This is a genomic window from Enterobacter sp. CFEC122 (assembly GCF_052983755.1).
In genome coordinates this window covers 161,934-186,893 of the sequence record NZ_JBRIQR010000002.1, presented here as the reverse complement: position 1 = coordinate 186,893, position 24,960 = coordinate 161,934, and the positions used below count along the sequence as shown (strand labels likewise).

Annotated in this window: 22 protein-coding genes and 1 other annotated feature; of the genes, 11 read left to right on the top strand and 11 right to left on the bottom strand. The window is 56.5% G+C overall.

The features are described from left to right. Positions 1-24: 24 nt before the first annotated feature. The 3 genes from dnaX to ACVCAM_RS02735 form a co-directional block, all read right to left on the bottom strand. A complete protein-coding gene (gene dnaX, locus ACVCAM_RS02745; RefSeq protein WP_025912640.1) occupies positions 25-1,953 on the bottom strand; it encodes a DNA polymerase III subunit gamma/tau in 1,929 nt (642 codons plus the stop codon). Continuing rightward, positions 631-695: a sequence feature (DnaX frameshifting element), on the bottom strand. It overlaps the preceding gene by 65 nt. An 88-nt stretch (positions 1,954-2,041) precedes the next feature. Next, entirely contained in the window at positions 2,042-2,593 is a 552-nt protein-coding gene (gene apt / locus ACVCAM_RS02740; protein WP_000127359.1) for an adenine phosphoribosyltransferase, read from the bottom strand. Positions 2,594-2,744: 151 nt separating this feature from the next. Next, positions 2,745-3,122: a DUF454 family protein gene (locus tag ACVCAM_RS02735; protein WP_008499296.1), complete on the bottom strand. Its 378-nt coding sequence runs from the start codon at positions 3,120-3,122 to the stop codon at positions 2,745-2,747. A 50-nt stretch (positions 3,123-3,172) separates the two neighbouring features. Here ACVCAM_RS02735 and priC point away from each other — a divergent pair, with 50 nt between their 5' ends. Together priC and rsmS are read left to right on the top strand one after the other, a co-directional pair. Beyond that, the gene (priC, locus tag ACVCAM_RS02730) at positions 3,173-3,700 is read left to right on the top strand and encodes a primosomal replication protein N'' (RefSeq protein WP_023293139.1); all 528 of its coding nucleotides are present in this window, start codon (positions 3,173-3,175) and stop codon (positions 3,698-3,700) included. Positions 3,701-3,714: 14 nt separating this feature from the next. Then, positions 3,715-3,897 (top strand): pleiotropic regulatory protein RsmS, encoded by a 183-nt coding sequence (rsmS, locus tag ACVCAM_RS02725; protein WP_008499294.1) that lies wholly within the window; start codon positions 3,715-3,717, stop codon positions 3,895-3,897. Here the strand turns inward: rsmS and mscK are convergent. Both mscK and acrR read right to left on the bottom strand, forming a co-directional pair. Further along, the gene (gene mscK, locus ACVCAM_RS02720) at positions 3,894-7,241 is read right to left on the bottom strand and encodes a mechanosensitive channel MscK (protein WP_348581522.1); all 3,348 of its coding nucleotides are present in this window, start codon (positions 7,239-7,241) and stop codon (positions 3,894-3,896) included. The genes rsmS and mscK overlap by 4 nt on opposite strands. 113 nt (positions 7,242-7,354) lie before the next feature. Continuing rightward, positions 7,355-8,008 (bottom strand): multidrug efflux transporter transcriptional repressor AcrR, encoded by a 654-nt coding sequence (gene acrR / locus ACVCAM_RS02715; RefSeq protein ID WP_008499291.1) that lies wholly within the window; start codon positions 8,006-8,008, stop codon positions 7,355-7,357. Between the two features lie 140 nt (positions 8,009-8,148). Between acrR and acrA the strand changes: the two genes are divergently transcribed. The 6 genes from acrA (at position 8,149) to ACVCAM_RS02685 (ending at position 14,984) form a co-directional block, all read left to right on the top strand. Next, complete coding sequence (gene acrA, locus ACVCAM_RS02710; RefSeq protein ID WP_447093524.1) at positions 8,149-9,342, top strand: multidrug efflux RND transporter periplasmic adaptor subunit AcrA; 1,194 nt, start codon at positions 8,149-8,151, stop codon at positions 9,340-9,342. Between the two features lie 22 nt (positions 9,343-9,364). After that, a complete protein-coding gene (gene acrB / locus ACVCAM_RS02705) occupies positions 9,365-12,511 on the top strand; it encodes a multidrug efflux RND transporter permease subunit AcrB (RefSeq protein ID WP_008499289.1) in 3,147 nt (1,048 codons plus the stop codon). 509 nt (positions 12,512-13,020) lie between these two features. Continuing rightward, on the top strand, positions 13,021-13,395 hold the full coding sequence (gene tomB, locus ACVCAM_RS02700) for an Hha toxicity modulator TomB (protein ID WP_008499288.1): 375 nt from the start codon (positions 13,021-13,023) through the stop codon (positions 13,393-13,395). Between the two features lie 27 nt (positions 13,396-13,422). Next, positions 13,423-13,641, top strand: coding sequence for an HHA domain-containing protein (locus ACVCAM_RS02695; protein WP_008499287.1), 219 nt, complete (start codon positions 13,423-13,425; stop codon positions 13,639-13,641). Between the two features lie 206 nt (positions 13,642-13,847). Next, positions 13,848-14,399 carry a maltose O-acetyltransferase gene (gene maa / locus ACVCAM_RS02690; RefSeq protein ID WP_008499286.1) on the top strand — a complete coding sequence of 184 codons (552 nt, stop codon included), beginning with the start codon at positions 13,848-13,850 and terminating at the stop codon, positions 14,397-14,399. A gap of 117 nt (positions 14,400-14,516) precedes the next feature. Further along, complete coding sequence (locus tag ACVCAM_RS02685; RefSeq protein WP_008499285.1) at positions 14,517-14,984, top strand: YlaC family protein; 468 nt, start codon at positions 14,517-14,519, stop codon at positions 14,982-14,984. On the opposite strand, the gene pdxR is transcribed toward ACVCAM_RS02685, so the two are convergent. Next, on the bottom strand, positions 14,956-16,416 hold the full coding sequence (gene pdxR / locus ACVCAM_RS02680) for a MocR-like pyridoxine biosynthesis transcription factor PdxR (RefSeq protein ID WP_407223107.1): 1,461 nt from the start codon (positions 16,414-16,416) through the stop codon (positions 14,956-14,958). The two genes, ACVCAM_RS02685 and pdxR, sit on opposite strands and share 29 nt — an antisense overlap. 101 nt (positions 16,417-16,517) lie before the next feature. Here pdxR and ACVCAM_RS02675 point away from each other — a divergent pair, with 101 nt between their 5' ends. Beyond that, a complete protein-coding gene (locus ACVCAM_RS02675) occupies positions 16,518-17,228 on the top strand; it encodes a GNAT family N-acetyltransferase (protein WP_025912637.1) in 711 nt (236 codons plus the stop codon). On the opposite strand, the gene ykgO is transcribed toward ACVCAM_RS02675, so the two are convergent. Together ykgO and ACVCAM_RS02665 are read right to left on the bottom strand one after the other, a co-directional pair. After that, the gene (gene ykgO, locus ACVCAM_RS02670) at positions 17,225-17,365 is read right to left on the bottom strand and encodes a type B 50S ribosomal protein L36 (protein ID WP_003859006.1); all 141 of its coding nucleotides are present in this window, start codon (positions 17,363-17,365) and stop codon (positions 17,225-17,227) included. The genes ACVCAM_RS02675 and ykgO overlap by 4 nt on opposite strands. Positions 17,366-17,367: 2 nt before the next feature. Then, positions 17,368-17,628, bottom strand: a complete 261-nt coding sequence (locus ACVCAM_RS02665) for a type B 50S ribosomal protein L31 (RefSeq protein ID WP_006176933.1) — start codon at positions 17,626-17,628, stop codon at positions 17,368-17,370. Positions 17,629-17,847: 219 nt separating this feature from the next. On the opposite strand from ACVCAM_RS02665, the gene ACVCAM_RS02660 reads away from it, so the two are divergent. After that, positions 17,848-19,413: an EAL domain-containing protein gene (locus ACVCAM_RS02660; RefSeq protein WP_008499281.1), complete on the top strand. Its 1,566-nt coding sequence runs from the start codon at positions 17,848-17,850 to the stop codon at positions 19,411-19,413. Here the strand turns inward: ACVCAM_RS02660 and ACVCAM_RS02655 are convergent. After that, positions 19,406-19,678 (bottom strand): metal-sensing transcriptional repressor, encoded by a 273-nt coding sequence (locus ACVCAM_RS02655; protein ID WP_008499280.1) that lies wholly within the window; start codon positions 19,676-19,678, stop codon positions 19,406-19,408. The genes ACVCAM_RS02660 and ACVCAM_RS02655 overlap by 8 nt on opposite strands. Before the next feature lie 132 nt (positions 19,679-19,810). Between ACVCAM_RS02655 and ACVCAM_RS02650 the strand changes: the two genes are divergently transcribed. Next, positions 19,811-20,644 carry a nickel/cobalt efflux protein RcnA gene (locus ACVCAM_RS02650; RefSeq protein ID WP_407223105.1) on the top strand — a complete coding sequence of 278 codons (834 nt, stop codon included), beginning with the start codon at positions 19,811-19,813 and terminating at the stop codon, positions 20,642-20,644. A gap of 39 nt (positions 20,645-20,683) precedes the next feature. On the opposite strand, the gene ACVCAM_RS02645 is transcribed toward ACVCAM_RS02650, so the two are convergent. Beyond that, complete coding sequence (locus ACVCAM_RS02645; RefSeq protein ID WP_447093523.1) at positions 20,684-23,773, bottom strand: beta-galactosidase; 3,090 nt, start codon at positions 23,771-23,773, stop codon at positions 20,684-20,686. 103 nt (positions 23,774-23,876) lie between these two features. Further along, positions 23,877-24,947 (bottom strand): LacI family DNA-binding transcriptional regulator, encoded by a 1,071-nt coding sequence (locus ACVCAM_RS02640; protein WP_025912635.1) that lies wholly within the window; start codon positions 24,945-24,947, stop codon positions 23,877-23,879. Positions 24,948-24,960 lie beyond the last annotated feature (13 nt).

Genomic DNA, 24,960 nt, shown 5'->3' with positions numbered 1-24,960 from the left:
TACAACCGTAAGTCAGACTCACGATCAAATGGGGCGAATACTCTCTTCATCCAGATCGGCGTCGAAGAACCGGCGCAGGGTCTGAATGTTGTTATCCGCAATAATCGCCTCGCGCGCCTGCGCGAGCTTCTCTTCATAAATGGCCTGGCGCCACTCCAACGGCGTTTTCACTGCCGGATTATCATCTTCAATGATAGTCAATTCAACCGGCGCCCCCTGTAATGTGGCGAGCGCCTCGGCCAGCGCCTTTTGCGCGCCAGGGGAATTCAGGTGCCGCTGGCCCGGACGCAGGTGCAGACGCACCTGATTGCCGTCCTGCTCTTTCCAGGCATTCAGCGCGACCTGCTCGACCAGCTTCGGCAGCTGGAGTTTGCTGACCTCGGCGGCCCAGGCGTCGCGCGCAATGGACTCTTCGGCAAGCTTCGCGGCCAGCTCCGGCGTTTTTTCATGCTCCAGCGCCTTTTTCAGCGCTTTCGGCGTGGCAACCTCTTCCTTCACCGTTTCGGTGATAGTGGTTGCCTTCCAGCGGTAAGCCTCTTCTTTCACCGGGGCTTTCTGCTCGAGCGCGGACGGTGCCGGACGCGACTGTACGCGCTCCGTTACCGAGGCCAGTCGTTCAAGCGCGGCGTTGTTCACCGGCCGCGCTCTTCCTGGCGCTGCCGGTTCACTCTTTTTTGGTTTGGTTACTCCCTGAGCACGCTGCAGCTGGCTGCGCGCGGCAAGCACCGAACTGGTGGCATCCGACAGCGGTACGTTCTGCTGCGGTGGCGGCGTCGGCTGCGGTGGCACCTGCTGCGGTGACATCACCGCCGTCGGCGCAACCGGGGCGAAAGACTGTCGGGGCACGTCCGGCTCCGGCAGCGGCATGCGCGGGTGGAACGCCAGCGCGCGCAGCAGCGTCATTTCAACGCCCATCCGCGGATCCGGCGCAAACGGTAGCTCTTTGCGACCAATCAACAGCGTCTGGTAATAAAGCTGCACGTCGGCAGGCGGCACGGTGCGGGCAAGCTCACGCATCCGCTGTTCAATGGCGGCCATATCCGCGCCAATGGCCGACGGAGAAAGCTGCAGCATTGCCACGCGGTGCAGCAGGCTAAGCATCTCAACCAGCAGCCCTTCCCACTCAATACCGCGGGCAGCGGCCGCGTTCACCAGCGACATCACGCGTTCGCCGTTAGCGGCAATCATCGCTTCGATAAGCGACAGCGCCTGATCGTCATCCAGCGTGCCGAGCATGGTGCTGACCGCCTCGGTGGAGAGTTTGCCGTCACCGCTGGCAATCGCCTGATCGGTCAGACTGAGCGCATCGCGCAGGCTGCCGTCCGCCGCGCGGGCCAGCAGCTGCAGGGCGCGCGATTCGTGGAGAATGTTCTCTTCATCGAGAATGTGCTCGAGCTGCGCGCGGATCTGCTCGACGTCCAGCGCCTTCAGGTGGAACTGCAGGCAGCGCGATAAAATCGTGACCGGCAGCTTTTGCGGATCGGTGGTCGCCAGCAGGAACTTCACGTGCGCGGGCGGCTCTTCCAGCGTCTTCAGCAGGGCGTTGAAGCTGTGGCGCGAGAGCATGTGCACTTCATCGATCAGGTAGACCTTGAAGCGGCCGCGCGCCGGGGCGTACTGGACGTTGTCCAGCAGGTCGCGGGTATCTTCAACTTTGGTGCGCGAGGCGGCGTCGATCTCGATCAGATCGACAAAACGCCCCTGCTCGATCTCCCGGCAGTTATCACACACGCCGCACGGCGTGGCGGTGATCCCGGTTTCGCAGTTGAGACCTTTTGCCAGCAAACGGGCAATAGAGGTCTTACCGACGCCGCGGGTGCCGGAAAAAAGATAGGCGTGATGGATACGACCTAGCGACAAGCCGTTCGCCAGGGCCGTCAGCACATGTTCCTGACCGACAACGTCAGCAAAGGTTTGTGGTCGCCATTTACGGGCTAACACCTGATAACTCATGGGCAGGCTCTGCAACGCTGGAAGGTGAATTTATGGAGGGGAATGCTATCACAACCTCACCCATTGAGCGAGGTTGTGAAAACCGGGATTAGTGACCCGGGAAAGGCACCAGGCTGTAGCTGGTAATGCCCTGTTTTTCCAGGCGCTGTTCACCGCCGAGATCGAACAGGTTGATGATGAAGGCCGCGTCGGTCACTTCCCCACCCAGACGGCGGATCAGCTTCACGGTCGCTTCAATGGTTCCGCCGGTCGCCAGCAAATCGTCAACCACCAGCACTTTGTCGCCAGGCTTGATCGCGTCAACGTGGATCTCCAGCTGATCGGTGCCGTACTCCAGCTCGTAGCTTTCTGCGATGGTTTCACGCGGCAGTTTGCGCGGCTTACGCACCGGCACAAAACCCACGCCCATTGCCAGCGCAACCGGTGCGCCAAACAGGAAGCCACGGGCTTCGGTACCTACTACTTTGGTGATCCCGGCGTTTTTGTAACGCTCGACCAGCAGTTCAATGCTGAGTGCGTACGCTTTCGGGTCTTCCAGCAAGCTGGTGACATCACGGAAAAGAATGCCAGGCTTTGGGTAGTCCTGGATGCTTTTGATGCTGTTTTTCAGATATTCAAGCTGCTGTGCAGTTGCGGTCATCGGTTTGTGCCTAAATGAAACAGTGTTACTCACAGCGCGCAACGAGTCGGCCAAGGCAACAATTGTTTAACCTTTGACCAGGCGCACCTGTGCTCGAAAACGGTCGAATTTACTGGCTGCGCGTGATAATTGCAACAGCCATGATGAGGCTTCAGTGCTTTTGTTGCTTTTCATCAACCACGGGGATCCGCCACATAAAGATAAGCAGGCAGGAGAGAATGATCAGCAGCAGGATCCGCACCCACATCATTTTCACCAGCCATAATGAAATGGCGAAGGTGATGAGGATCACCGCGATCGCGCGCGGCTTGGCGCCTGGCGGCATGGCACGGTGTTTTTGCCAGTGGCGTAAGTACCCGCCAAACCATGAGCGGTAGAGCAGCCAGTGGTGAAAACGCGGCGACGAGCGGGCGAAACACCAGGCCGCCAGCAGGATAAACGGCGTGGTCGGCAGCAGGGGTAATACTACACCCAGCGTGCCCAGCACTACCGCAAGCCAGCCAATGATGATTAAAATAGTACGCTGCATAATGCGAATCGTTATCAAACTGAACGGCTACTTTACCACTGGAGAGCGCCTTGAAAACAGCACTGCTTCTTGAGAGGCTGCAAAATCAGCTGATCGCTCTGCGGGCGCAGGCCACGCCGCTGATGGGGCACGCCACGCTGAAGCCGCGCTTTGACCGGCAGCTTTTTCGTACCCGCAGCACCGTCATTCAGGATTACCTGGCTGAAGCGCAGACGAACCTCGACGAGCTTCGCCATGCGGTTGAGAATGAACAACAGGAACAGGTGGCGTGGCTTGCAGAGCATCTCACCGAGCAGATCACCGCACTGCATCGCGAAATCGCCGCCTGGCCGCTGCGCGCCTGGGACAGCGCCTCGCCGGGGCTCGGCAAATGGCAGCGCAAGCGGCTCGAGAACCAGGAGTTTGAGCGCCGGCTGTTTGAGATGAAGCGTGAACGCGAGGTGCGTCTGAACAACAGCGAAACGCTGGAAGAGCAGCAGCTATTGATGCGCGAGATTAGCGCGCTGGAAGGACGCATCGTCCGCTGCCGTCAGGCGCTGGATGACATTGAACGCGTCATAGAACGTTTGACCCGTTAACAGGAGCCACACCCATGTCACTGGAAAATGCACCCGATGAGGTCAAGCTGGCCGTCGATTTGATTATGCTGCTGGAGAATCATGAGATCCCCGCCGAGACGGTGCTTAAGGCGCTGGAGATTGTGCGGCGGGATTTTGAGGGGAAACTTCCCCCTCACCCTGCCCTCTCCCCAGAGGGGAGAGGGAAAATAGATTAAGCCGGAGTCGGGTCATCACCCTTAATGTCGCGCTTCACTTCCGTATGCTCATCACCTTTCTCGTTACGCAGGTGAACCTCAAGCTGGTTGAAGGCGATATTAATATCGTTTTCACGGCACAGACGATCGATAGAGCGGTTAAGCTCATCCACCGTGTAGCTGCGGTCACGCAGTTCACGCACGTATAAACGCAGCTCGTGATCAAGCGTACTCGGCCCAAAGGTGGTAAAGAACACCGCCGGAGCCGGATCGTGCATCACTTTCGGATGTTCAGACGCCGCCTTCAGCAGCACCTCTTTCACCTTATCCAGATCCGATCCATAGGCCACGCCCAGGCGGATCACCACGCGCGTCACCGTATCGGAAAGCGACCAGTTGATCAGACGCTCGGTCACGAACGCTTTGTTCGGGATGATCACCTCTTTGCGATCGAAGTCGGTGATGGTGGTGGCACGAATGCGGATCTTGCTGACCGTTCCCGAGAACGTGCCGATGGTGACGGTATCGCCGATACGTACCGGACGTTCGAACAGGATGATCAGGCCGGACACAAAGTTACCGAAGATCTCCTGCAGGCCAAAACCAAGACCGACCGAGAGGGCCGCCGCCAGCCACTGCAGTTTATCCCACGAGACGCCAAGCGAGCCAAAGACCGTCATCGCTCCGACAATGATGATGACGTAGTTGAGGATCGTGGTGATGGCGTAGGACGCCCCCTGGCGAAGATTCAAACGTGACAGGAGCAGCACTTCGAGCAGGCCAGGCAGGTTGCGGATCAGCGCCCAGGCGACCACCGACGACACCAGCGCAAACAGCAGGCTGCCCATGGTCACGCTTTTCATGACCGCCGCGCCGGCTTCGGTTCCGTTGTATTGCCAGAGGGTAATACTGTCGAGATAGGCGAAAACGGTAATAAGATCGGACCAGATCGCCCAGAACATCACCGCAAACAGGGCGATCATCACCAGCATGGTGATACGCAGCGTCTGCTGGTTAACCTGCTCCAGCGCGATGGTCGGCTCTTCCTGCGGCTCAGCGCCTTCGGCCCCCTCTTTCACCTGATGCTGACGACGCGCGATGGCGCGGCGATAGGCAATACGGCGTGCCGCCACGCTCAGGCCGCGCAGTACGGTCTGATAGAGCAGGTTCCAGACGATCACCAGATAGACCGTTTCAATCCAGCGCCCGGACAGGCGCAGCGTGGTATAGAAGTAGCCCGTTGCCGTCAGCACCATCAGCGCCAGCGGAATGATCGCCAGCACCGTCACGGTGGCCAGACGAATATTGTGGGACTCTTTATCACGCCAGCTGTCGCGACACATCGGCCACATCAGGATCGCAATCAGCAGCAGGTTCAGCAGGATGACCAGCTGGCCCAGCACGTCATCCATCAGATGCAGCGGGGAAAGTTCAGAGACAACCGACCAGAAGTGCAGCGGCAGGAGCGCCAGGCTGATGCGCACGATCTGACGACGCCAGTGGCTGGTCAGCTGCGCTGGCATGTTGAAATGACGCACCGCCACGCCGTCTTTTTCCAGTACCTTCCAGCACAGGCCAAACACCAGCCAGAACAGCGCCAGTTTTTTACTGAACGCCCACAGCAGATCGCTGACGTTGAGCTGCATAGTGAGCAGAATCAGACCCACAGCCAGAATAATCAGGCACACCGGCAGGGCGCGAATAAGGTCAATCAGAATCGCTTTTGGCGTATGGAGCTGGCTATCGTTGCGCAGCTGCCCTACTTCGGAGGCCAGCTTCGCCTGGTATTTTTTCAGCCAGCCCAGACGCCAGCGGATGAGACCGGCAATCAGCAGCAGCGGCAAACCGGCCAGAAAAGCAATCATTACCGCAGGCCAGGCTTTCTCCCAGTTTACGGTGATCTTCATGCTCTTAATCTGCGTTTTCAGCGTCTCAGGGAAGGATTTAACCCAGTCCCAGTCCATCGGCTTGTTGCTGTTTACCCAGAAAATCTGCTGGGTCAGGATCTCCTGCAGACTTTTCGAGACGCTCACCAGCTGCTGCTGGTTGATTTGCAGGTTAATGGCCATCATCAGCTGGTTACCCAGCTGTTTATTGAGCTGGTCCAGCAGCTCGCGACGCATATCCACGACCTGGAGCAGCGCGTCGTGCACTTCCGGGTTCACGTCGCTGGAGTGTCCCTCTTCAATTTTGGCGACAAAGGTATCGCTCTGGAAAAGGGCATCGCGCTGCTGGTTGACGTCAAACTGTTCCAGACGTAAATCCGCAATGCGGTTGGTCATGTCCTCCAGCTCGTCGGCGGACGGAAGCGTCTGCTGCTGCTGGTAGAGAATACGCGACAGCAGGAGGCTGCCCTTCAGGACCGCGATCTGCTCTTTGATGTTGCGTTCCGCCTGCAGGGCGCGATCCAGCCAGTTTTTGACCTTGATATTTTGCTGAACCAGCGAGTTGCCGTTTTCCGTCGCCAGTATCAGGCGCTGGCTGAGCTGATGGTTAGCCTCAAGCTCCTGTTTTACCAGCGGGTTGGCCTGAATACGGGCGGTTTCGTCAGGGGATACGGCCTCCTGGGCGGTTTTTTCCGTCAGGGTCAGGCGTTTGCTGTTAACCGCCTCCTGCAAAAGCTGAAGCTGATGCTCCAGACGATTAATGTTCGCGGTGACGTAATCACGCTGTTTCTGCAGAGTGTCCTGCAGCACCGTATTCCCTTCCAGGCTTTTACGCTGCTGTTCGATCTGCGCATTGAGCAACGACTGCTGAACCAGCAGCAGGGTTTGCTGCGTCGGGCGCAGCGTGCCTTCACCCATCGTCGTGCCGTTCAGGCGGTTGCGGATCTGCTGCAGCTGCTGAGACGCGGTATACATCGCATTTTGCACGCGCTCGGGCTGGGTTTGCAGGGAGACAAGCTGGCTGTTGTAGGTCGCGAGATCGGACTGCGCGGTTTGCAGATCGTCGAGCAACTGGGCGACGCGCGATTCCAGCTGGCGTAAGGAGAGCGTGGCGAGCGTTTTGCGCGTTTCGTTGTCGTTATCAACGTCACTCAGGGCATTCAGCGACTCCGTCGCTTTGCGCATGTTTTCAGGGGCCTGCGCCACCTTCTGACGAAGCTGTGCGGTTTCAGCCTTAACGCGTTCAATTTTATCCAGCGTTTCCAGCGTTTCCGTCAGATCCTGCTGCGTCAGTTTTTCCTGAGGAGAGAGTTCTTTTTGTTTGTTCAGCGTGTCGAGTTGCGACTGAACGTCAGCACGCGTGGGAATATCGTTGCTGTTATCGGCGCGGGCCCAGGTCAGCGGCGCCGTGGCGAAGAAAAACAGCATCGCAAAGAGCAATGCAAAAACAGGATGTTGCGAGCGATTGATGGGCAGCATAGTTGTGAATGATGTCAGAAGATGACCGAAAATAGTCCGGCGTGAAGAATATCACGCTCGTCAGATGCAGAATAGCGCGAACGTAAGCCTCTGAGATAAATCCTGGAAAGGGGTCAGGCCGTTAGCGAAGGCGCGTCGCTGCGCAGCGTCGGGCTAAGCTGTAGCATTTCCAGTAAAATCGCCACGTAGCTGCGAGCTTCCGCTTTAAGATCAAACGATTGCGGTGCAAAAAGCCAGTTTTCCATCAGACCAGAAATGTAGCTGCGCATCAGAATCGCCGCCCGACGGGTCAACAGATTGGCAGGTAGTAGTTTTGCCTCCATACAGAGGTTCAGGTTGTGCTCAATACGGTCATAGCTTTCCAGACTGAGGCTTCGTTGCGCCTGCTGCACGACCGCCATCTCGCCCACGAACTCGCATTTATGAAAAATAATCTCCATCATTAATCTGCGACGTTCTTCAACTACCGTTGCTTCAAGGATATATACTAATATTTCTCTCAATACTGAGAGTGGATCGTCTGGGAATTTTGCCCGATACTCACTCTCGAGATCGCTAATGCTGGACTCTGAAAGCTCCCAGATTTCACTGAACAGATCTGACTTGTTTTTAAAATGCCAGTAAATCGCTCCTCGCGTCACACCGGCGGCCTGAGCAATTTGCGCCAGCGAGGTTGCTGAAACACCTTGCTGCGAGAACAAACGTATCGCCACATCCAGAATATGTTGTCGGGTTTCCAGCGCTTGTTGTTTAGTTTTTCGTGCCATAGGTGAGTGAATTTACAGGAGTCAGATTTACATACATTTGTGAATGTATGTACCATAGCATGACGATAATATAAACGCAGCAATGGGTTTTAGACTCAGGACCCTTGATCAATTTGAAATCGGACACTCGAGGTTTACATATGAACAAAAACAGAGGGTTAACGCCTCTGGCGGTCGTTCTGATGCTTTCAGGCAGCTTAGCGCTAACAGGATGTGACGACAAACCGGCTCAACAAGGAGCTCAGCAGGCGCCAGAAGTAGGCGTTGTGACGCTCAAATCTGAACCTCTACAAATCACCACCGAATTACCCGGCCGTACAAATGCTTACCGCATTGCGGAAGTGCGTCCTCAGGTTAGCGGCATTATCCTGAAACGCAACTTCACCGAAGGCGGTGATGTGCAGGCCGGTGAGTCTCTGTATCAGATTGATCCCGCAACCTATCAGGCGTCTTATGAAAGCGCGAAAGGCGATCTGGCTAAAGCACAGGCCGCGGCTAAAATTGCCCAGCTGACGCTGAACCGCTATCAAAAACTGCTCGGTACCAAGTACATCAGTCAGCAGGATTACGATACCGCCCTGGCGGATGCCCAGCAGGCTAACGCCGCCGTGGTGGCAGCCAAAGCGGCCGTCGAAACCGCGCGCATTAACCTGGCCTATACCAAAGTGACCTCCCCTATCAGCGGTCGTATTGGTAAATCTTCCGTCACGGAAGGGGCTCTAGTGCAGAACGGTCAGACCACTGCGCTGGCGACCGTGCAGCAGCTCGATCCGATCTATGTTGACGTCACGCAGTCCAGCAATGATTTCCTGCGCCTGAAACAGGAGCTGGCTAACGGCACCCTGAAACAGGAAAACGGCAAAGCCAAAGTGGAGCTGATTACCAACGACGGTATCAAGTTCCCGCAGGAAGGGACGCTGGAATTCTCTGACGTGACGGTCGACCAGACCACCGGTTCCATCACCTTACGTGCGATTTTCCCGAACCCTGACAAAAATCTGCTGCCAGGTATGTTCGTTCGCGCACGTCTGGAAGAAGGAACGAATCCAACCGCCCTTCTGGTTCCACAGCAGGGTGTGACCCGTACGCCACGCGGCGATGCGAGCGCACTGGTTGTTGGGGCTGATAACAAAGTCGAAATGCGCAATATCACCGCCACCCAGGCGATTGGGGAGAAATGGCTGGTGACGGAAGGTCTGAAAGATGGCGATCGCGTGATTGTTACTGGTTTGCAAAAAGTTCGTCCTGGCGCGCAGGTTAAAGCACAGGAAGTGAAATCTGACGATAAACAACAAGCTTCGGCCGCTGGCCAGTCAGAACAAACCAAGTCTTAACTTAAACAGGAGCCGTTAAGACATGCCTAATTTCTTTATCGATCGCCCCATATTTGCGTGGGTGATCGCCATTATCATCATGCTGGCCGGGGGACTTGCGATCCTGAAGCTGCCTGTCGCGCAATATCCAACGATTGCGCCACCGGCGGTGACGATTTCCGCAACCTACCCAGGAGCTGATGCAAAAACGGTGCAGGACACCGTCACTCAGGTTATCGAACAGAACATGAACGGTATCGATAACCTGATGTACATGTCCTCAAACAGTGACTCTACCGGTACAGTTCAGATCACCCTGACCTTCGAGTCAGGTACGGATGCTGACATTGCGCAGGTTCAGGTGCAGAACAAACTGCAGCTGGCGATGCCGCTGCTGCCGCAGGAAGTACAACAGCAGGGCGTGAGCGTCGAGAAATCGTCCAGTAGCTTCCTGATGGTTGTCGGCGTTATCAACACCAACGGCACCATGACGCAGGAGGATATTTCCGACTACGTGGGCGCCAACATGAAGGACGCCATCAGCCGTACGTCCGGTGTGGGTGACGTGCAGCTGTTCGGTTCTCAGTACGCAATGCGTATCTGGATGGATCCGAACAAGCTGAACAACTTCCAGCTGACGCCGGTTGACGTGATTAACGCCATTAAAGCGCAGAACGCCCAGGTGGCAGCCGGTCAGTTAGGCGGTACGCCGCCGGTGAAGGGCCAGCAGCTTAACGCCTCGATCATCGCGCAAACCCGTCTGACCTCCGCGGATGAGTTCAGCAAAATTCTGCTGAAAGTGAATCAGGACGGCTCGCAGGTTCGCCTGCGCGACGTGGCGAAAGTCGAGCTGGGCGGTGAGAACTACGACATCATCGCGAAGTTCAACGGTAAACCGGCTTCAGGTCTGGGTATCAAACTGGCGACAGGCGCGAATGCCCTGGATACCGCCACGGCGATCCGTGCAGAACTGAAGAAAATGGAACCGTACTTCCCGTCAGGCCTGAAGATCGTTTATCCGTACGACACCACGCCATTCGTTAAAATTTCGATTCACGAAGTGGTTAAAACGCTGGCAGAAGCGATCATCCTGGTGTTCCTGGTCATGTATCTGTTCCTGCAAAACTTCCGCGCGACGCTGATCCCAACCATCGCCGTTCCGGTCGTTCTGCTGGGGACCTTTGCCATCCTCGCGGCCTTTGGCTTCTCGATAAACACCCTGACGATGTTCGGGATGGTGCTTGCCATCGGCCTGCTGGTGGATGACGCCATCGTCGTGGTAGAGAACGTCGAGCGCGTGATGGCGGAAGAAGGTCTGCCGCCGAAGGAAGCTACCCGTAAATCAATGGGCCAGATCCAGGGCGCGCTGGTGGGTATCGCGATGGTACTGTCTGCGGTATTTATCCCGATGGCCTTCTTCGGCGGCTCTACCGGTGCGATTTACCGTCAGTTCTCGATCACCATCGTTTCCGCGATGGCGCTGTCGGTACTGGTCGCATTGATCCTGACGCCTGCGCTGTGTGCCACCATGCTGAAGCCGATTCAGAAAGGCGGTCATGGCGAGCATAAAGGGTTCTTCGGCTGGTTTAACCGCATGTTTGATAAGAGCACGCATCACTACACCGACAGCGTGGGCAACATCCTGCGCAGCACCGGTCGTTACCTGCTGCTCTATATCATCATCGTGGCGGGGATGGCGATTCTGTTCGTTCGTCTGCCAAGCTCGTTCCTGCCGGATGAAGACCAGGGCGTGTTCCTGACGATGGCACAGCTTCCTGCGGGTGCGTCGCAAGAGCGTACCCAGAAAGTGCTGGACGAAGTGACGGACTACTACCTCACCAAAGAGAAAGACAACGTTGAATCCGTGTTTGCGGTTAACGGCTTTGGCTTTGCGGGTCGTGGTCAGAACACCGGTATCGCCTTCGTTTCTCTGAAAGACTGGTCTGAACGTCCGGGCAAAGAGAACAAGGTTGAAGCCATTACCGGCCGTGCGATGGGCACCTTCTCGCAGATTAAAGATGCGATGGTGTTCGCCTTCAACCTGCCGGCGATTGTTGAACTGGGTACCGCGACCGGCTTCGACTTCCAGCTGATTGACCAGGGCGGTCTGGGTCACGAAAAACTGACGCAGGCGCGTAACCAGCTGTTTGGCGAAGTGGCTAAGCACCCTGACCTGCTGGTCGGCGTGCGTCCAAACGGCCTGGAAGATACGCCGCAGTACAAAATCGACATCGACCAGGAGAAAGCTCAGGCGCTGGGCGTGTCCATCAGTGACATCAATACCACGCTGGGCGCCGCCTGGGGCGGTAGCTACGTTAACGACTTCATCGACCGCGGTCGCGTGAAGAAAGTGTACGTGATGTCCGAGGCACAGTACCGTATGTTGCCAAACGATATCAACAGCTGGTTCGTGCGCGGCAGCAATGGTCAGATGGTACCGTTCTCGGCATTCTCAACGTCACGCTGGGAATACGGTTCGCCGCGTCTGGAACGCTATAATGGTCTGCCATCAATGGAGATCCTGGGTCAGGCTGCGCCGGGCCGAAGCACCGGTGAAGCCATGAACCTGATGGAAGAGCTGGCGAGCAAACTGCCTTCGGGTGTTGGCTACGACTGGACCGGGATGTCCTATCAGGAGCGTCTGTCCGGTAACCAGGCCCCTGCCCTGTACGCGATTTCACTGATCGTCGTCTTCCTGTGTCTGGCAGCGCTGTATGAGAGCTGGTCAATTCCGTTCTCCGTTATGCTGGTGGTACCGCTCGGGGTTATCGGTGCGCTGCTTGCGGCAACGTTCCGCGGACTGACCAACGACGTGTACTTCCAGGTAGGCCTGCTGACAACCATTGGCTTGTCGGCGAAGAATGCGATACTTATCGTTGAATTCGCCAAAGATCTGATGGAGAAAGAAGGCAAAGGTCTGATTGAGGCGACGCTTGAGGCTGTTCGTATGCGTCTGCGCCCAATCCTGATGACGTCACTGGCGTTTATCCTCGGCGTACTGCCGCTGGTTATCAGCTCCGGTGCGGGCTCCGGTGCGCAGAACGCGGTCGGTACGGGCGTTATGGGGGGTATGATCACCGCAACCGTACTCGCTATCTTCTTCGTACCGGTGTTCTTCGTGGTGGTTCGCCGCCGCTTCAGCCGTAAGAATGAAGATGTTGAACACGCGCATTCGGTAGAACCTCACTGATACCGGTTTCACATGATAAAAAGGCCGCATTAGCGGCCTTTTTCATTTTCAGAAAAAATCATAAATTACGCTTATTGTGATTCAATTTATTTTCTGCCATCTTAATTAGACATATCATAATTAACTGATAACTTAATCGGTGAATTCAGGATTTTTTTAATTTCATTTCCCCGCTTAAGCTATTAGGAATATTCCTAATAAGAAGTTCTGACAACGTGGAGTTCGAATCTGAACTTTTCTCGCCATTTTTGCTAAGCCAATGAAACGTAAGGAAGCGATAAAACAGCGCGTTAATTTGGATAAAAAAGGGGTGTCCAGGGTGGAACATTGCGTACATGCTCGCAGTCTACGGTTTTATTTGTAATTTTTCGTAATAGCGCGATGAAATCCAGGAAGGAGTGGCTTATAGTTAGGTTATCAGGAACACAGCACTCATGTAGCTAAGTCAGTTGTATCCATCCCGACAATGATGTTCGGTGAGTAAGAAATCACTCAGAAGGGGATGCGCTATGGACGAGTACTCGCCAAAAAGGCATGATATCGCGCAGTTGAAATTTCTCTGCGAATCCTTGTACCATGACTGCCTTGCCAACCTTGATGAAAGCAACCATGGCTGGGTAAACGACCCAACGTCTGCCATCAATTTACAGTTGAATGAGCTGATAGAGCATATCGCAACCTTCGCACTTAATTATAAAATTAAGTACAATGAAGATAATAAGCTCATTGAGCAAATTGATGAATACCTGGACGACACCTTTATGTTGTTCAGTAGTTACGGCATTAACGCCCAGGATTTGCAAAAATGGCGTAAATCGGGAAACCGGCTATTCCGCTGTTTCGTCAACGTGAGCAGAGCTAACCCGGTTAGCCTTTCCTGTTAAAATTATTACAATTACTAAGGTGAATTTATGTCTGATAAACCACTCACAAAAATCGATTATTTGATGCGCTTACGACGTTGTCAGTCAATTGACACCCTCGAACGCGTGATTGAAAAGAATAAATACGAGCTTTCTGATAATGAACTGGCCGTATTTTATTCAGCCGCTGACCATCGTCTTGCTGAGCTGACCATGAATAAGTTGTATGACAAAATCCCTACTTCTGTATGGAAATTTGTCCGTTAATCTTTGAAGGGTGTCTGTAGAGTTCTACGCCACGTTCTGAGTTTTTTACCTATCCCGTTATGTTCCCTGTGCCCAGGCCAGGTCTCCGTGTAAAACGTGTTCATCAGCAACAATGTTGTGACGACAGTCACATCGGCTTTTCGGGAACGTTCCCCTCTCGACCTGTTCCGATTACCCTGCGGTAATCATTTCCAGAGAGGTTTCCTATGAGCGTAGAAAAACAGAAGATGATTGCCGGTGAACATTATCGCCCCGGCGATGAGACGTTACGGGCCGACCGACTGCGGGCCCGCCATCTGGTTTACCGCTATAACCACACCGCGCCCGATGAAAAAACAGAACGCCAGAATATCCTGGCGGAACTTCTGGGGCAAAGCGAAGGCGCTTATATAGAACCGAGCTTCCGCTGCGACTACGGATACAATATTTATCTTGGCAAAAACTTTTACGCGAACTTCGACTGCGTGATGCTGGATGTCTGCCCTGTTCGCATCGGCGATAACTGCATGCTCGCGCCGGGTGTGCACATTTATACGGCCACCCACCCGCTGGATGCAGAGGAACGGAACAGCGGCGTGGAGTTTGGGAAACCGGTCAACATTGGGAATAATGTCTGGATTGGTGGCCGGGCGGTCATTAACCCCGGCGTCACGATCGGTGATAATGTGGTGGTGGCCTCCGGCGCCGTGGTGACAAAAGACGTCCCGGCTAACGTCGTCGTGGGCGGCAATCCGGCAAAAATCATCAAAACTTTATAAGGGCGCGGGGAGCCAACTGTTATGGTCTTTTAGCGCCTGACTGTTACTTTTTTCAACCCGATGGCTCCCCTAAAATTGGCAGACACCCTGTATTGTCAACTCTTATGAAGGCAAAAAATGACCGAGATACAGCGCCTGCTTACCGCCACCATCGACGATCTTAACCTCCGCGAAAAGCGCGACAATCGCCCGCGCTTTAGCATTAGCTTTATTCGCAAACATCCTGGACTGTTTGTCGCCATGTATGCTGCCTGGCTGGCGACGCTGATTGTGATGCTGAAGTCCGAAACGCTGGTGGACTCCGTCTGGCTGCTGGTTGTGCTGTTTGTGGTCTTTAACGCCTTTTTCTTTTTCGACGTGAATCCGCGCTACCGTTACGAAGATATCGACGTTCTCGATTTTCGGGTCTGCTACAACGGTGAATGGTATAACACACGTTTCGTGCCCACGGAGCTGATCGACAGCATCATGCACTCTCCGGCCGTTGAAACAGCGCAAAAAGAGAAGCTGCAAAAAATGGTCTCCACCAAAGGCCAGCTCTCTTTCTATGATGTCTTTACCCTTTCGCGCCCTGCTGCTGCGTAATTAACGCCTGCAGACGCCGGATCCCCGGCGAAAACTGCGAAGCAGAGGTGTTGCCGTAACCTAAAACCAGACCGGTTTGCCCCTGCTTCGCCTCAAGGTAATACCCGCTCAGTGCAGCGGGTGCCAGCTGAAACGCCCTCGCCTGCGCCACCAGCGTCTGATCGTCAATATCGTCTATCGCCAGCGTCAGATGCATCCCGCCTTCACCGGCCAGTATACGGTGCGGCGTGTGAAGCTCTGCCCCCAGCACCTCCCGCAGCTGGCGGTATCGCTTACGATAGAGCCGACGCATGGCGGCAAGATGACGGGCATAGTGGCCTTCTTCAATGAACAGCGCCAGCGTACGCTGTTCGGCACGATGCCCGCCCCGCAACAGCGAGCCGATGGCCGGGCGAGCCGCTTTCGCCAGCGCTGGCGGCAAGACCATGAACCCCATTCTGAGCGACGGAAACAGCGTTTTACTGAATGTTCCCAGATAAACCACGGGCGCGTTGTTGACCATCCCCAGCATCGCGGGCACAGGCTCACCGGCATAACGGAATTCGCTGTCGTAATCGTCTTCTATGATCCACGCGTTCTGCTGCCGGGCCAGTTCCAGTAGCGCCAGACGTCGCCGGGCACTGAGCACGCTTCCGTAGGGGAACTGGTGCGAAGGTGAGGTAAAAATCAGCGAGGGAGCAGGCGCATCCCGTCCTTCCCAGCACATTCCCTCGTCATCAACAGGGATTCCCGTCATGGTCAGGCCTGTTTTAACAAACGCGCTCTTTGCCCCGCTATAGCCGGGGTTTTCCACCCACCCGACATCGCCAGGCTCACTCAACAGCATGGTGCACAGGTTAACCCCCTCAAGCGCCCCTTCCGTTATCACTATCTGGCTGGCGTCGCAGTCGATACCGCGGGACAGGGCGAGGTGTCGGGCAATCGCTGCCCGCAGCGACGGTTCACCGGCCGGGTCGCCATACCCTAGCAGGGCACTTCCCTCCTCGCGCATCACGCGATCGTACAATCGCCGCCACAGCGGTAGCGGAAAATAGTTGATAGCCGGGGTTCCCGGGGTAAACGCCAGCACCGGCGTGTCCCGGGGCACGGGCGCTGGCAGCAGGCCGACCCGCCGGGCGAGCCTGATGGCAGGGTCCGGCAATGTCCGGGCGACAGAGCGGTGAGCGAGCTGTGCCACCCGCGTTCCCTGGCGGTTACGCTGCAAATACCCTTCCAGCGTGAGCTGGTCCAGCGCCGCATTGACGGTATTGCGGGAAAGGGAGAGCTGCTGAGCCAGCGTTCGCGAACCGGGAAGCTGGCTGCCGGACAGTAGCCTTCCGCACAGTATGGCCTCCCGTAACGCAAGATAAAGCGCGCGCTGGCGCGTCTCTTTCCCACGTTTTTGCAGGGCAGCATTGAGCAAGGTATAAAATTCATCACCCGGTATATTCATCTCACCTCCTCGTGGCACCATCAAAACATAGCGCAGTGGTTCTTTTTAAGGAACCAGCAATTCACTAGTCTGGAACTCTTTTCAACGTCACGGAAATTAAGATGAAGACATTCAATCAGTTCGGACAGCCAGTAGGCGAAGCGCTTAGCAACTGGCAGCCTCGTCAGCACCCGTCCCGGGTCGTGCTTCAGGGACGCTATTGTCGGCTTGAACCGCTGCGCGTGGAGCATGCCAACGCGCTGTTTTCCGCCTATTCCCTCGCTGAAGATACGCGCAGCTGGACGTGGCTGCTACGTGAACCCGACGCTACCGCAGAGGAATTTGCCGAATGGGTGGCGAACGTAAGCGAGTTATCCGACCCCATACACTTTACCGTTATCGATAACCAGACCCGGTCTCCGGTCGGGACGCTGTCCCTGATGCGGATCGATCCTAAAAATGGGGTCGTGGAGGTGGGGCACGTTCACTTCTCTCCCCTGTTAAGCCGCACGCCCATGTCGACAGAGGCGCAATATCTGCTGATGCGGTATGTGTTCGATACCCTGGGCTACCGGCGTTATGAGTGGAAGTGCAATAGCCTGAACGAACCTTCCCGCAAAGCCGCCCTGCGCCTGGGTTTTCAGTTTGAGGGGCGTTTTCGTCAGGCGCTGGTCATAAAAGGTCATAACCGGGATACCGACTGGTTTTCGATTCTCGACAAAGAGTGGCCGGCGCTGGCAAACGCCTTTGAAAGCTGGCTTGCCACCGACAATTTTACTGCCGATGGCAAACAGAAAAGATCCCTGGAAAGCTGGCGAGAAACGCGCGTTTAGCGTCTTTTTTTACGGCCCTGCACCGCCTTAAAGCGCGGATTGGATTTACAAATCACGTACAGGCGTCCCTTGCGTTTGACTATCTGGCAATCCGGGTGACGCTGTTTTGCACTGCGCAATGAGTTAAGTACCTGCATGGTTAGCCCCGCTTCGCATTGAGAAAACCGCCAAAACGCTTGCGGAAGCGCGCTGCGCTGCCGTCCGTGGAGAACGTTTTCTGCTTACCGGTATAAAACGGGTGCGATTTTGAAGAAACCTCGATGGTGATGTATGGATACGTTTCACCGTCGAGTTCAATTTCGCGGTCGGTCTTAATGGTTGAGCCGACTTTGAAGTATTCATTCGCGCTGGTGTCGTGGAATACCACGGTGCGATACGCTGGATGGATATTTGGTTTCATCGTAAATCCTTTGTGTTTTGTTATAACATAACAAAATAATATCCAGGCCAGGTTAAAAAAACAACCCCTTCCTTCTGACGATATTTTCTGGTTTACCTGAGATAAAATGAAAACCACGCCACCCACGTGCTATAACTATATCATTTCGCGGTAAAATCTTTCTCTTCAGGCAGGGAACTCAGTGCTCAGGAACGGGTATACGAGGAAGGAAACGACAGCATGAAAACCCGACATCTGGTCAGTCTGGTGACTGGCATACTTATCTTTTCCGTGCTGGTCCCCATTTGCCTGAGCATCTGGCTGGCTCATCGTCAGGCGGAAGATAAATTTGTCGATGCGCTGGATAACTATGCCTCACGCGTGCTGATACGTACCGACAAGGTCGTGGATCAGGCGAAGGAAGCGCTCAATCATCTGCAGGCCTTTGAGGGCGTGCCGTGCAGCCCCCTGCAGTTAAGGGAGATGCGACGGGTCGCTTTCTCGTGGCGATATGTGCAGGAAGTGATTTATATCGACAACCTCAGGCCACTCTGCTCCTCTCTTGAACAAACCAGCCATGCCGCCCCTTTCCCCCCGCCGATGCGCGTTACCGAAGATGGTTACAGCGCATGGCTGACCACGCAAAACGATCTGGGGTTTCATCGCTACATGGCCGTACTGGGGCAAGGTCACTATCTTGTCCTGGTCGATCCGGCCTCGCTTGTGGATGTGATCCCCTTCGGCGAGATAGCGATTGATGCTGCCCTGGTAGGAAATACCACACGCCGCATCTTTGCCAGCAGCAATACGCTCGATCCGCATATCCGTGACATGATCATGGGTCAGGAGATGACCAGCATACAGTACGATGGTTCAATGTACGTTATGAAGCCCGTCCCTGAACTGGGGTTTACCGTCGTTGCATGGGCTACGCTCAAACCGCTGGCTGAAACCTGGCACCGGCAGCTGCTTTTGTGGCTGCCCTTCGGCATCCTGATAAGCCTGCTTGCCGCGCTCTTTGTCCTGCGGATACTGCGTCGCATCCAGTCGCCGCGCAACCGCCTGCTCGACGCCATTAACAGCCGCGATTTTGTGGTTCACTATCAGCCCATCGTGGCGCTGTGTAGCGGAAAAATTGTCGGCGCAGAGGCGCTGACGCGCTGGCCGCAGCCGGACGGAAGCAGCCTCTCGCCTGATATTTTTATTCCCCTTGCTGAGCAAACCGGGCTTATCTCCCAGCTGACGCAGCTCGTTATCGAAAAGGTGTTCGAGGATATGGGCAGCTGGCTGCATCTTCACCCCGATCAGCATATCTCCATCAACCTCGCGCCCGCCGATTTGACCTCCGGCACGCTGCCGCCGCTGCTGAGTCACTTGCTGAACAAATGGAAGGTCCACCCAGGCCAAATCGCCCTTGAGGTTACCGAGCGCGGCTTTGCCGATCCCAAAATCAGCGCGCCGGCTATCGCCGCATTCCGCCGTTCGGGGCACCCTGTCTATATTGATGATTTTGGTACGGGCTATTCCAGCCTGAGCTATCTGCAGGATCTGGATGTCGACACGCTAAAAATTGATAAATCGTTCGTGGATGCGCTGGAGTATAAAAACGTGACGCCGCACATTATTGAAATGGCGAAGTCTCTGAAGCTGGCGATGGTGGCGGAAGGCGTCGAGACCGCCGGGCAGCTCGCCTGGCTGCACCAGCACGGCGTGCAGTACGGACAGGGCTGGTACTACAGCAAAGCGCTACCAAAGACGGAATTTATTCTTTGGGCAGAGAATAACCTCGGCACGCACGCTACTTAAGGTAGGATTTCATCACCTGCAGCACCACGCCAAGATCGGCTTCACGCTGCGCCTCTTCGGGCTCTTTCACCACGTGATCGGTAAGGTGCCCTTCAATCACCTGCATCATCATGCCGTTGACCGCTCCACGGATCGCCGCCAGCTGCTGTAACACCTCGGCGCATTCGTGTTCGCTGTTGAGCATTTTTTCGAGCGCGGTGCTCTGCCCCTGAATTTTCTTCAGGCGAGTCAGTAACATCTTCTTGTCGCGAACGGTATGTGACATCTCTGTCTCCCTCAGTTTTGGCTTTTAGAGCATATCACGCTCTACTCCCCCTGAGTATTTTTCTACTGGGGGGTAGTATTAAGCTACTGGGGGGGAGTACTATTTGCGCACGCTTCCACTCCGGAAATTTCAATGAACGATTTCGCCTCACTTCTGCAGCAGGGTAATGCCTGGCTGTTTGTTCCCAGCGCTATCCTGCTCGGTGCACTACATGGCCTGGAGCCGGGTCACTCAAAAACCATGATGGCCGCCTTTATCGTGGCTATCCGCGGCACGCTGAAACAGGCGGTCCTGCTCGGCCTGGCCGCTACGCTTTCGCATACGGCAGTAGTCTGGATTATCGCCATGGCGGGTTTATGGTTTGGTCGGGGATGGGATGCGCATACGTCTGAACCCTGGTTCCAGCTGATCTCAGGGGTATTGATCGTTGCGATCGCCCTGTGGATGGCGTGGCGAACCTGGAAAGAGAGCCAGCCACACGATCATCATCACGACCATGATCATCACCACCACCATGACCATGACCATGACCATGGCCATCATCATGAACATCACCACCACGAACACCCGCTGGTTGAAGAAGAGTGGCAGGACGCCCACCAGCGCGCGCATGCGCAGGATATTAACCGGCGCTTCAGCGGCCAAAACGTCACCACCGGACAGATCGTGATGTTTGGCCTCACCGGCGGGCTTATCCCCTGCCCGGCGTCCATTACCGTTCTGCTGATCTGCCTGCAGCTGAAGCATTTCGCCCTCGGCGCGACGCTGGTGTTCAGCTTTAGCATTGGTCTGGCGTTAACGCTTGTCGCTTCCGGCGCGATTGCCGCCTTGAGCCTCAAGCACGCGACCAAACGCTGGACCGGGTTTAGCGAATTCTCCCGTAAAGCACCGTGGATCTCCGCTGCGCTGATTACCGTGGTAGGGATTTATATGAGCCTGCATGGCCTGAGCGGCATTCTGGCGTAAGCCTGCGGCCACACTCTGTGGCCGCATCTCCAGGGTCAGTTAAGGGTTCTGCTGCCAGCTGAAGGTATAGCGAAGCTGGCGTGTCTGCAGGAGGAATTCCGGCGAGACGCTGGGGCTCCAGGAGTCGTCGCCGCCCACGCCCATATGGAACGCATCGAGATTGAGCCAGCATCCCGGCTCTTTGCGCAGCAGATGGTGATGGGTTGTCTCCCGCAGCTGCTGCTGGCCGTAGCGGCTCACCGAGAAATGGAACCGGCCGTTCAGCTGATGCGTTCCCAGCGCCAGCTCCCGCGTATCACAGCGCAAACCATTTTCCGTCGGGAAGATATACGGCGTATGCATCTCCGCCAGGGGTAATGTCCAGCGCCCCTGCTGCGCCGCCAGCTTTCTGTCCGGATAGTTTTCATGCGGCCCCAGCCCAAGCCAGGACACGTTTTCCGGCGTTTCGGCGAGATGAACGCTCAGGCCAACGCGCGCGGGTTCCGGGATATCAGACGCAATATCCACCTGAATGTCGCCGTGCAGAACTCCCCGATCGTCCACCCGCCAGGTTTTACGACTCAGAAACAGCGCGTTGCCGCGATACTCAAGGACGTGCTGGGTTGTGACCACCACCTTGTCTGCGTGCTGCGCTGCCTCACAGTACAGAACGCGCGAGGTGAGATCGTACATGCCCGCCGCTTTCCAGCGCTCAACCCATGCATGCGGATCGATCTTCGTCGCTTCACTCACCCCAATATCATTGTCCAGCGGCGCACGGCTGACGTTATCCGTCAGAGGCGACATCAGCGTTTCCACGCCATTTCGCCACCATTGAGCCAGGTTTCCGGTTGCGCGATCGAATTGCCAGCGCTGTTGACCATGCGCGATCGCCAGGATGCGGTCGTTTTGCGTTAAAACCGGCGGCTCGCCCGTAGAGGCTGGCGGTGCGACAAACAGCGGAGACGGAAGCAGCCACTGCTCCCACGCGCAGCGATGGTCAGCCGGTGACCACGGCGTTGCCCGCGGCTGGCGCACTTCAACATTCAGCCAGACTTCCCCCGGCTCGGCTTTCAATTCCGGCAGAGCGATCTCCAGACGCTGAACACCTTCAGGGGCTATCGCCAGCGTCACCTCGCCCGAAGCCAGTACCTTCCCATCCCGGGCAACCGTCCAGCTCAGCACTTCGTTATCGGTATGGCGGAACAGGTACCCGCTTTGCACCTCAATCACCAGCGGAGAGGTGCTGACCCGCGTAAAGCTGAAGAACTGCTGCGCGCGCTGCGCCTCGAACAGCGCCGGGTGCGGCGTACGATCGGGGAAGACCAGGCCGTTGAGGCAGAACTGTCGGTCGTTTGGCTTATCGCCAAAGTCCCCGCCGTATGCCCAGAACGTATTGCCCTCTTCGTCCTGTTTCGTCAGGGCCTGATCGACCCAGTCCCAGACAAATCCCCCCTGCAGGCGAGGATGGCTGCGAAACGCCTGCCAGTATTTCGCGAATCCGCCGAAGCTGTTTCCCATCGCGTGGGCGTATTCGCAGAGGATCAGCGGACGCGTTTCATCCGGCATGCCGATCCATTTCTTGATTGACCATTTAGGCACCGCCGGGAAGGGTTGATCCTGATCGACCCGGGCATACATCGGACAGACAATATCGGTCGCCGCCGTGTTCGCGCCGCCGCCTTCATACTGCACCGGACGCGTCGGATCCGTGGATTTCAGCCAGCGGTACAGTGCGTCGTGGTTTGCGCCGTGGCCGGACTCATTGCCCAGCGACCAGATGATAATTGAGGGATGATTACGATCGCGCTGCACCATGCGGGTCACGCGCTCGCTCATGGCGGGCAGCCAGCGCGGATCGTCAGCAAGGCGGCTCATCGGCACCATGCCATGGGTTTCGATATTGGCCTCGTCAACGACGTACAGTCCGTAGCGATCGCAAAGCCGGTACCACAGCGGATGGTTCGGGTAGTGCGAGCAGCGCACGGCGTTGAAGTTGTGCTGCTTCATGATCTCGATATCGCGGCGCATCGTCGCTTCGTCCATCACCTGGCCGTTTTCCGGATGATGCTCGTGCCGGTTAACCCCGCGGATCAGCAGCGGTTTACCGTTGAGCTTCAGCAGGCCGTTGCTGATTTCAATCCGGCGGAAGCCGACATCGCAGGCCTCCGTCTCCAGCACGTTGCCCTGCGCATCCAAAAGCGCGATCGTCAGACGATAGAGTTCCGGGGTTTCTGCACTCCATAACGCGGGGGCTGTAACCGGGATCGCCGCCGTTAACCGCTCGGCCCAGTTGCCGCGCTCGTCCACAATGGCAGATCCGGGCCGTTGGGTAGTACTGCCACACCGCTCAGCGTTGCGCCACAGCGTGATCGCCACCTCGCATTCCGTGTAGTCTGCGCCTGCCAGCGCGACCTCAACGTTCAACACCGCGCGGTCCAGCTCCGCATTCAGATCGGTGACCACGTGAAAATCCGCAATGTGCGTCTCCGGCTTATGCAGCAGGGAGACATCGCGGAAAATGCCGCTCATGCGCCACATGTCCTGATCTTCCAGATAGCTGCCGTCGCACCAGCGCAAGACCATGACCGCCAGGCGGTTCTGCCCGGGGCGTAATGCCGCCGAGAGGTCAAACTCGGCGGGCAATCGACTGTCCTGGGAATAGCCTATCCACTGCCCGTTGCACCACAGATGGAATGCCGAGTTCACGCCGTCAAAAATAATTCGGGTTTGCCCACGCTGAAGCCAGGCGTCATCAACGTCAAATGTGAGCGAGTAACAACCTGTCGGGTTTTCCTGCGGCACAAAAGGTGGGTTAACGGGGATGGGATAGGTGACATTGGTGTAGACAGGCGTGTCGAACCCCTGCATCTGCCAGTTCGACGGCACGGGCATCGCGACGGCATCCGCGCAATCTTCGCTGACCCATGCCTCAGGAACCCGCTCGGGTGAAGAAAAATAGCTAAATCGCCACATCCCGTTAAGAGAGCGCCTGCTGATAGATCCAGCGTCATCCCTGGCGGAAGATTCATTACGCCAGCTGTCTAACGGCGCGTGTGCGGGCAGGCGGTTCCACTGGGTAACGCCGGGGTTTTCCCAGTCCCGACGGGCCAGAATGTCGCTGAGGGTCAGCGGGGATGTGTTGGACATAGTAACCTCTTTGCGAAGCGCTCACAATTTTGGTTAACATGCCCTGGCATTCTGCGACGGTAAAGCATTCAATCGCAGGCTAGCGAGTCCGATCACAAAAGTCTTATTTGCGGACAAGCTGCTCGGCCAGGAGAGCCAGGCTTCTGAGCTGCTGCGCCAGATCCTCGCGTTCGGCCTGCTGCGGCGCGCGGCGCGCGCTGGAATGGCGGGTAACCAGCGTCACCGGCAGCTGAACCTGCCAGCACGTCTCGCCTTCGGTGGGCGCCAGCAGCCACTCCACGCTGCGCTCGCCCGCCTCGCGAAATGCCTGGCGAATGGTCGTCAGCGGCGGGGAAAACCAGGCGCTGTCAGCCGTATCGTCGAACCCGACCACCGACATCTGACCTGGAATCGCGATCCCCTTTTCCGCGCAGGCGCGCATTACCCCCAGCGCCATTTGATCGTTCGCCACCAGAATGGCATCCGGCAATGCGGTACCCGACAGCAGCACATGTCCTTTCTCATAACCGCTGGCCGCGCTCCAGTCTCCGTAGGCCACCGCAGCGGCTTTATGCCCCGCGCGGGCCAGAGCCGCTTTCCACCCCGCCAGACGCGCCCGAGCAGAGATCGAGCTTTCCGGCCCGCTCAGCAGGGCAATGCGCTGATGCCCCAGCGACAGCAGGTGCTCAACGCCCAGATGCGCGCCCTGCCCGGCGTTAAACACAAGACTGTTTACATGTGCTGAAGGCGAGACATCAAGAAAAAGCACCGGAACGGGCGACGCCAGCGCCCTCAGCTGTTCGGCGTGTTCATCATCAAGCGGAACATTCACCAGCAGCGCGTCCACCCGCTGTGCCAGCAGCGCCTGAAGCGCGGCCTGACACTGCTGCGGTTGCTCCACCATGGAGATAAGGACGCTCGCCCCCTGTTCCGCCGCCCGGGATTTTACCGCCGACACAATTTGCGAGGGCGCATGCAGGGCCAGATCGATGGTGATGAGTCCCAGCGTGCGGGTGCGTTTACCCGCCAGCTGCTGTGCCCGCAGGTTAGGCACGTAGTGCAGCTCCGCCATCGCCTGCTGCACCTTTTCCCGGGTACGGGCAGACACATGCTCCGCGTCGTTAATGACGCGAGAGACGGTCTGATAAGAAACCCCCGCAAGGAGGGCGACATCATAGAGAGTGATAGCTTTCATGCATTGTGGCATC